The 270-nt window shown below is 63.7% G+C and carries 1 pseudogene; it reads left to right on the plus strand.

What is annotated here, in order from left to right:
* Positions 1 to 270 (plus strand): annotated as a pseudogene (locus tag SB751_RS30825) (ABC transporter substrate-binding protein); the annotation flags it as partial.

Consider the following 270-nt stretch of genomic DNA (forward strand, 5'->3'; position numbering starts at 1 on the left):
CATCGATCCGCACAGCAACGCGCAGGGTTTTGCATGGAACCCCGACAACTCCGACAAGTCGAGCTATAAAATGCTCGCCTGGCGCAACAGCTGGGACATTCCGCAATTCACGAAGGAGACCGACGCCGCCCTCGCCGAGCCGACCGCCGCGCAACGCGCGCAACGGTATCAGGCGATGCAGAAGGAGATGCTCGCGCGCTCGCCGTTCGTGATCATGTTCGAGAAAGTCGCGCAGGTCGCGACGCGGCCCGGCGTGAGCGGGCTCGAAGT

This window comes from Cupriavidus sp. SIMBA_020 (genome assembly GCF_046535395.1).
Lineage (GTDB): Bacteria > Pseudomonadota > Gammaproteobacteria > Burkholderiales > Burkholderiaceae > Cupriavidus > Cupriavidus campinensis.